Genomic DNA, 2,489 nt, shown 5'->3' with positions numbered 1-2,489 from the left:
GGGCGGGGGTGCTTTTCCTCTAGAACGGGTCTTTGGTTTGCTATCACTGTGGTGTGGGTGTGTGGGGGGGGGGGGGGGGGGGGGGGGGGGGGGGCCCCCCCCCCGCCCCGGGTGGAGAAGGATCAGACGGTCGCGGAGTACTGGCTGTCCTTCATGAGGAAGGTCGCCAGCGGCTTGCCGTCGCCCTTCGACATGGCGGTGAACGTGACACCGAGCTGGGAGGCCGCCTTGCGGGCCAGCTTGATGTCGTCGGTGGCGGTGACCTGGCCGCGCGGGATGATGAAGCGGTACTTCACCGGGGTCGTGCCGCCGGCCTTGACGTCGGTGAACTCCAGGCCGAGGGCGCGGACGTCCGCGAACGGACGCTCGGCGATCTCGTACCGGTAGGTGTCGACCGCCGGGGTCGGCTCGGCCTTCACCGCGTCGCCGCCCATGAAGAACGGCAGCGTGTCCTCGTTGAACTGGAGCAGCGAGAACTTCAGCGACAGGTCACGGCTCGAGTAGATGTAGTGGACCGGGGAGACCGACTGCCACGAGTCGATGGCCTCCAGCTTGTCCTTCTTCGAGAAGGTGACGCCGTCGCCGGAGGTGAAGCCGAGGTCCTTCCAGCCCGCGCCGGTCCAGTCGGCGGCGGAGTCCGCGCCGAAGGCGGCGGGGAGGGAGGTGCCGGCGTCGGCGACGAAGAGCTTGCCGATGCCTGCGACGCGGATCTCGGCGGAGTTGTTTCCAGCCATGGTGGTGTTTCTCCTTGGGTGATGAGGGCGGCCGTGCCCGGCAAAGGGGTCCGGGTACGGCAAAGGCCCCGCCGGACGGCGAGGCCTGGTCTGTGGGTCGCTGGGGGTCTAGAAGACGTTCAGCGAGATCTGGATGACGCAGAGGTAGCGGTTGGCGCCCCGGTAGAGGTAGTCGGGCATCCAGCGCGGCCCGTCCTGCTCCTCGACGTCGCTGACGAAGGTGGCGCCGAGCTGCTTGCCGATGGTGGCGAGCAGGGCGCGCCGGGCGGCGTTGGCGAGGACGTGGGCCGCGGTCTTGGTCGGCCCGTACACCTCGAACTCGATCAGCGGCTTGTCGACGTGCAGGTCGCCGATCCAGGCACCGCCGCGGCGGTTCACCAGGACGGCGTTCTGCGTCCCGTCGAAGCCGGCCGGCGCCTGGGCGGCGACGGTGACGCCGGTCAGGGCGGGGTCGGCCTTGAGGACGTCGACGACCAGCTTCTCGACGTCCGGGAACGCACTCGGGGGAGTGGTCATGACGGTTCTCCTCGGGAGACGGGGGCGGGACGGGCCCGTCCGGGGCGCTCGACGCGGGGAGGGGCGGGGGGGCGCGGAGCGCTCCCGGACGGCGGACGGCGGAGCCGCGTCCCGCTCTGCGGGCGCAGCTCCGCCGCTGCACCAACTGTGACAGGGAGCGTGCGCGCACGCAACTAGTTCTGACTCCGGATCCGATCTCCGCCGGCGCGGCCCCCCGTCACGACGGGGCGGCCGCACCCGGGGGCCCCGCCCGGGGTCGGTAGGTTGGCGGCACCGAACCGACCCAGGAGCCGCCCCGTGTCCCCCCGACCCCGCCTGCTCTACGTGACCGACCTCGCCTACCCGGCCCGGGGCCGCCGCTACTGCGACGAGGACATCGGCCTCACCGCCCGGCTCCGCGACTCCTTCGACCTGGCGCTCTGCCACCCGCTCGACGCCGCCGCCCTCATGGACGCCTTCGACGCCGTCGTCGTCCGCAACAGCGGCCCCGTCCTCGGCTACCAGAAGGAGTACGAGGACTTCCGCGCGCAGGCCCTCGCCCGCGGCACCCGCGTCTACAACCCCCTGAACGGCCGCGGTGACATGGCCGGCAAGCAGTACCTCCTCGACCTCACCGCCGCCGGCCTCCCCGTCATCCCCACCGCCGACCGCCCCGAGGACCTCCACCGCCTCCCCGCGGCCGAGCGCTACGCGGTCAAGCCCAAGGCCGGCGCCGACTCCATAGGGCTGCGCTTCGTCCCGTACGAGGAGCTCGACGGCCTCACCTACGGCGAGGTCCTCGTCCAGCCGCGCGTCGACTTCCGGTACGAGGTGTCCTTCTACTTCGTCGACGACCTCTTCCAGTACGCCCTGTACGCCCCCGACCCGGAGCGCCGCTGGGTCCTGGAGCCGTACGAACCCACCGCCGGCGACCTCGCCTTCGCGCGCCGCTTCATCGACTGGAACACCCTCGACCACGGCGTCCAGCGCGTCGACGCCTGCCGCGCCCCCGGCGGCGAACTGCTCCTCGTCGAGCTGGAGGACCTCAACCCCTACCTCTCCCTCGACCGCGTCCCCGAGCCGGTGCGCGAGCGCTTCGCCGCCGCCCTGACCGACTCCCTCCGCCGCTTCCTGGCGGCATGACGAAGCGCCCCGCGTCCGGGGGGAACCGGACGCGGGGCGGTTGTGGGGGGGTGGTCCCGGGGTGGGACGGAGGGTCATGGGGGGCGGGGGGGGCGGCGGGCCAGCCGCTCCCCCGCG

3 protein-coding genes are annotated in these 2,489 nt (G+C 72.4%); 1 reads left to right on the top strand and 2 read right to left on the bottom strand.

The window, feature by feature from the left end; translation table 11 throughout:
• Window positions 1-122 precede the first annotated feature (122 nt).
• The gene (locus ACFV2S_RS28550; RefSeq protein ID WP_383791729.1) at window positions 123-734 is read right to left on the bottom strand and encodes a phage tail protein; all 612 of its coding nucleotides are present in this window, start codon (window positions 732-734) and stop codon (window positions 123-125) included.
• 108 nt (window positions 735-842) lie between these two features.
• Window positions 843-1,250, bottom strand: a complete 408-nt coding sequence (locus ACFV2S_RS28545; RefSeq protein WP_385564891.1) for a hypothetical protein — start codon at window positions 1,248-1,250, stop codon at window positions 843-845.
• 297 nt (window positions 1,251-1,547) lie between these two features.
• Between ACFV2S_RS28545 and ACFV2S_RS28540 the strand changes: the two genes are divergently transcribed.
• Window positions 1,548-2,372 carry a hypothetical protein gene (locus ACFV2S_RS28540; RefSeq protein WP_385564888.1) on the top strand — a complete coding sequence of 275 codons (825 nt, stop codon included), beginning with the start codon at window positions 1,548-1,550 and terminating at the stop codon, window positions 2,370-2,372.
• Window positions 2,373-2,489: the final 117 nt, after the last annotated feature.

This window comes from Streptomyces sp. NPDC059695, from assembly GCF_042733785.1.
GTDB lineage: Bacteria > Actinomycetota > Actinomycetes > Streptomycetales > Streptomycetaceae > Streptomyces.
This window is presented reverse-complemented; position numbering and strand designations above follow the sequence as displayed.